The 5,181-nt window shown below is 64.9% G+C and carries 5 protein-coding genes; 2 read left to right on the top strand and 3 right to left on the bottom strand.

What is annotated here, in order from left to right; genetic code table 11:
• Nucleotides 1-116 precede the first annotated feature (116 nt).
• Nucleotides 117-338: a DUF7455 domain-containing protein gene (locus AC5RWT_RS34270; protein ID WP_493967379.1), complete on the bottom strand. Its 222-nt coding sequence runs from the start codon at nt 336-338 to the stop codon at nt 117-119.
• 250 nt (nt 339-588) lie between these two features.
• Here AC5RWT_RS34270 and AC5RWT_RS34265 point away from each other — a divergent pair, with 250 nt between their 5' ends.
• On the top strand, nt 589-2,700 hold the full coding sequence (locus tag AC5RWT_RS34265; RefSeq protein ID WP_494084114.1) for a DNA gyrase/topoisomerase IV subunit B: 2,112 nt from the start codon (nt 589-591) through the stop codon (nt 2,698-2,700).
• Here AC5RWT_RS34265 and AC5RWT_RS34260 read toward each other — a convergent pair.
• Together AC5RWT_RS34260 and AC5RWT_RS34255 are read right to left on the bottom strand one after the other, a co-directional pair.
• Entirely contained in the window at nt 2,697-3,671 is a 975-nt protein-coding gene (locus AC5RWT_RS34260; protein ID WP_494084113.1) for a M56 family metallopeptidase, read from the bottom strand. The two genes, AC5RWT_RS34265 and AC5RWT_RS34260, sit on opposite strands and share 4 nt — an antisense overlap.
• Nucleotides 3,672-3,676: 5 nt before the next feature.
• Nucleotides 3,677-4,066: a BlaI/MecI/CopY family transcriptional regulator gene (locus AC5RWT_RS34255; protein ID WP_493987433.1), complete on the bottom strand. Its 390-nt coding sequence runs from the start codon at nt 4,064-4,066 to the stop codon at nt 3,677-3,679.
• A 192-nt stretch (nt 4,067-4,258) separates the two neighbouring features.
• On the opposite strand from AC5RWT_RS34255, the gene AC5RWT_RS34250 reads away from it, so the two are divergent.
• Nucleotides 4,259-5,181: cytochrome ubiquinol oxidase subunit I (locus AC5RWT_RS34250; RefSeq protein ID WP_494084112.1), on the top strand; the 923-nt coding region annotated here is incomplete at its 3' end.

The raw sequence follows: 5,181 nt of genomic DNA, 5'->3' as shown, positions 1-5,181 counted from the left end.
GATGCGAATGGGCGCCGTTCCCCTTGCGGGGGAACGGCGCCCATTCGCGTGTAAGCCGTACGGACCGGGCAGGCAGCACCCGGGTTCAGCTGCCAGGGCAGCCTTGTCCGGGGACCCTATTCGGCGTTTGCGCCAACCTTGTCGGTCAGGCGGCTGGTCTCGTCCTGCCACTCCGAGGCTTTCGAGCGAAGCTGCGGCTCATGCTGCCGGGCGTGGTGCCCGCAGAAGAGGAGTTCGCCGCCGGAGGAGGCCAGGACCACCCGTACATAGGCCTGGGCGCCACATCGGTCGCAGCGGTCCATTGCGGTCAGTTCACGGGGGGCTAGGGCTGTTGTCATGATGACCTCCTTACGAGTGCGTCTACCCATACAACCATCTGATGCCCGGAAAACTTCGCAGGTTTGGGTTACTTTCGCTCACCGCGTATCACGTCTGGGTAACAGCCGGGAGGTGCGTCACATGCCGTGGCGGGCCTCGGCGCGGTGCACAAGCCCGGCCGCAAAGGGGACTAGCCTAGTAACGGTCCGTTATTCGCGGCGGACCGCGGCCAAGGACCGCAGTTCTGTCTGCCAAGGAGCACTCGTACACGTGGCGCCAACGAAGTCTGAGTACACAGCACGCCATCTTTCCGTTCTGGAAGGATTGGAAGCCGTCCGGAAAAGGCCGGGCATGTACATCGGTTCCACCGATTCCCGCGGGTTGATGCACTGCCTGTGGGAGATCATCGACAACTCGGTGGACGAGGCCCTGGCCGGCTACGGGCAGAGCATCAAAATCACCTTGCACCCTGACGGCTCCGTGGAGATCCACGACGACGGCCGCGGCATCCCCGTGGACATCGAACCCAAAACCGGCTTGAGCGGCGTCGAGGTGGTCTTCACCAAACTGCACGCCGGCGGCAAGTTCGGCGGCGGCTCCTACACCGCTTCAGGCGGCCTGCACGGCGTCGGCGCCAGCGTGGTCAACGCGCTCTCGTCCCGGCTGGATGTGCAGGTGGACCGCGGCGGCAAGACCTACCAGATGTCTTTCCGGCGGGGCGAGCCGGGCAAGTTCATCGACACGGCCAAGGGGCCGGGCCCCGAGTCCGCCTTCGAGCCGTTCGTCACCGGTTCCAAACTGGAGGTGGTGGGCACTGCCAAACGCGGCGTGACCGGCACACGCATCAGGTACTGGGGCGACCGGCAGATTTTTACTCCGGACGCCAAATTCTCCTACGAAGAGCTGCAAAACCGGGCGCGGCAAACCTCCTTCCTGGTTCCCGGGCTGAAGATCACGCTGCGCGACGAGCGTAAACTGCCGGGCACCGCAGGCGAGGACGGCCGCTTCGAGGAAGTGTTCCACCACGACGGCGGCATCGCGGAGTTCGTTGAATATCTGGCCAACGACAGCGCCGTGACGGACGTCTGGCGCTTCCATGGTTCGGGCAAGTTCAAGGAAACCGTTCCCGTGCTCGACGAAAACGGCCACAGCAAGATTGCCGAGGTCGACCGGGACTGCGAAGTGGATGTGGCCCTGCGCTGGGGCATCGGGTACGACACCACGGTGCGCTCGTACGTGAACATCATTGCCACCCCCAAGGGCGGCACGCACCAGAGTGGCTTCGAACAGGCGCTGTTGAAGACCTTCCGCAAGGTGATCGAGGCCAATGCCCGCAAGCTCAAGGCAGGCAATGACAAGATCGAGAAAGACGACGTGTTTGCCGGCCTGACGGCTGTGCTCACCGTCCGGCTGGCCGAACCGCAGTTCGAAGGCCAGACCAAGGAGATTTTGGGCACTTCCGCTGTGCGGGCCATCGTGACCCGCGTGGTGGAGAAGGAACTGGCGGCGAAACTGGCGTCGTCGAACCGGGGGGACAAGGCCCAGTCCGCGCTCCTGCTGGAAAAGGTCGTCAGCGAGATGAAGTCCCGCATCTCGGCCCGCGTCCACAAGGAGACCCAGCGGCGGAAGAACGCGCTGGAAACGTCCTCCATGCCGGCTAAGTTGATTGACTGCCGCACCCAGGAAGTGGAACGGTCCGAGCTGTTCATCGTCGAGGGCGACAGCGCCCTGGGCACCGCCCGGCTGGCCCGGTCCTCGGACCACCAGGCACTGCTGCCGATCCGCGGAAAGATCCTCAACGTGCAGAAGGCGTCCGTGGGCGACATGTTGTCCAACGCCGAGTGCGCCGCCATCATCCAGGTAGTGGGCGCGGGGTCGGGACGCAGCTTCCAGCTCGATGCCGCCCGCTACGGCAAGATTGTCCTGATGACCGATGCCGACGTCGACGGCGCACACATCCGGACGCTGCTGCTGACGCTCTTTTTCCGCTACATGAGGCCGCTGGTCGACGCCGGACGCGTCTTCGCCGCGGTTCCGCCGCTGCACCGGGTGGAAATCATCAACGCCGGTGCCAAGGCCAACGAGGTGGTGTACACCTACTCCGAGAACGAACTGCACAAGCTGCTCGCCACGCTGGAGAAGGACGGCAGGAAGTACAAAGAGCCGATCCAGCGCTACAAGGGCCTGGGCGAGATGGATGCCGACCAGTTGGCCGAAACCACCATGGAGCCCCGCCACCGGACGCTCCGCAGAGTGCGGATCGAGGACGCGGAGGCGGCCGAGCGTGCCTTCGACTTGCTCATGGGTTCGGACGTCGCGCCGCGCAAGGAGTTCATTGTGGCCGGAGCCAACATGCTGGACCGCGAACGGATCGACGCCTAGGACGCCAGACCGGGCGCCACCAGCAGGACGGTCGGCACTGCCAACAGCAACGCCGCGGCCAGCAGCACCGCGGTCCGGGCGGCCCGGCTGAGGGCGGCAACAGGGAAGAGCAGCCGCCGGAGCCGGTGAGCGGTCACAAAGGTTTCCGTCTCGGCGGCGCCGAGCACAGCCTTCGCAGGGTCGCCGATGCCCACTGTCGGGGCTGTTGTCGTCGCCGGCCGCTCCCCGGCGGCAACGACGGCGATCGCGCGGACCAGCGTCTCGCGGTCGGACGTCTTCAAGGCGTGGTCGTCTGCGAGCATCTCGATCAGCTCGTTCACGGCCGTCCTGGCCAGCTTCGAGGTGGGGAGCCAGGGCAGGGCGGCCCGCCAGGCCGCGAAGGCCCACAGCAGCAGGTCATGGCGCTGTTCCAGATGCGCCTTTTCGTGCGTCATGACGGCGCGCAGTTCGTCCGGCGAGAGCAACTCGAGCAGCCCGTTCGAGAGTACCGTGACGGAGCCGCCGCCACCGGGCAGACAATAGGCCACCGGTGCCGGATGGTTGATCACCAAGGTGCGCGGGGAGTCCTCGGAAGGGGAGCTGAGCAGATTCAGCAGGTCGCGGTGCCGGCTGCGTTGTTTGCGGATTTTGTAGTAGGTGAGCAGCAGCGTGAAGACCAGATGGACGCTCAGCAGCAAGGCTGCGCTGAGCGCAAACACATGCACCAGGTCCAATCCGGTATCCGGACCCTCGTCAAGCAAAAGGCCGGTCAGGCCACGCAGGCCCGCCAGCAGGTGTTCTCCCAGCGGTTCCAAGCCCCACGTCAGCATTGCCCCGATCATGGACAGTCCGCCGGCCAAGGCGATGGCCTGCCAAAGTACCAGCGCGATTTCGGGGCTGCGGGCTGTCCAGCGTGCCCGCGAGAGCAGGATGGGAGCCGGCCACGCCAGAATGACCGCCATGGCGGCCAGCAGGTAGGAGGCCAGGAACATTCAGCTCAGTCGGAGGAGAGAATCTTGCGCAGGGTTTCGGCTTCCTCGTCGCTGACCGTGCCGATAAAACGCGCCAGGACGGCCTCGCGGTCCGGGGCCGAGCCCAAGACTTCGTGCATCAGCTCCACGGTGTGCTCTTCACGGCTGGTGACTGCCCGGTAGCGGTGGGGACGGATGTCCCGGCCGCGCTGGACCAGCCCCTTCTTCTCGAGCCGGGACAGGACGGTCAGAACCGTCGTGACGGCCAGCTCCTTGCCGTCCGCGCCGTCCGCGGAGACCTGTGCCAGCGTGTCGCGCAGCTCATTGGCCGTCAGTCCGGCTTCAGCAGGATCGGCGGCGTTCTGGGACCACAGCACGTCCATGACTGCCCGTTCCAAATCTCCGAGAGTGGCCATCTGGCTCCTTTTCGTCTCTTAACGTCGCATCTCCGGCGCGCAGAACCTTCCCGCGACCGTGCTCTTGGTCTCTAATTTACCGTCTTTCGCGCAAATGTTCTACAGTTCGTAGAAGATTAAGTTCTACGGCTTGTAGAAAAGGTTTCCGGGGAGCAGTCCGGGAACTCAGTTCAGTCCGGGGAGGATGCGGCAATGGAAGCACTGGAAATCGCGCGGTGGCAGTTCGGTATTACCACCGTCTACCACTTCCTCATGGTGCCGCTGACCATTGGCCTCGGGCTGCTCGTCGCGATCATGCACACGGCCTGGTACCGCACGGGCAAGGACCAGTACCTGAGGATGACCAAGTTCTGGGGCAAGCTGTTCCTGATCAACTTCATCATGGGTGTGGCCACCGGCCTGGTCCAGGAATTCCAGTTCGGCATGGCCTGGAGTGAATACAGCCGCTTCGTCGGCGACGTCTTCGGCGCGCCGCTGGCCATGGAGGCACTGCTCGCGTTCTTTGTCGAGTCCATCTTTTTGGGGTTGTGGATTTTTGGCTGGGGCCGGCTGCCCAAGGCGGTGCACCTGCTAAGCATTTGGGGTGCCTCGCTGGCCACCATTGCTTCGGCCTATTTCATCCTGGCCGCTAACTCGTGGATGCAGCACCCGGTTGGCGTGGAGATGATCGACGGGCGCCCCGTCATGGTGGACGTCTGGGCCGTGCTGACCAACAACACCCTGCTGGTGGCCTTCCCGCACACGATCTTCGGCGCCACTTCGGTCGCCGGCGGATTCCTGCTGGGCATCAGCTGGTACCACCTGTGGAAGCGCCGCCGCGACGGCATCGACACCGTCGGTCCGGACGGCACGGTCGTCGTCGGATCGGACCCGTCGCGGGGCAGGGATGCGACCGACCACCGGGTCTGGCTTCGCTCGCTGCGGATCGGCGCCGTCGTCGCCGTCCTCTCCTTCGCGGCAGTGTCCCTCACCGGGGACCTGCAGGCCAAACTGATGTTCCAGCAACAGCCCATGAAGATGGCGGCGGCGGAGGCCGCCTGCCACGATGGCACGGGCTTCTCCATCCTGACGGTCGGCGACCTCGGGTCCAACGACTGTGACGACATGGTCGCCGT

The organism is Arthrobacter sp. Dra40 (assembly GCF_059091905.1).
This window is presented reverse-complemented; position numbering and strand designations above follow the sequence as displayed.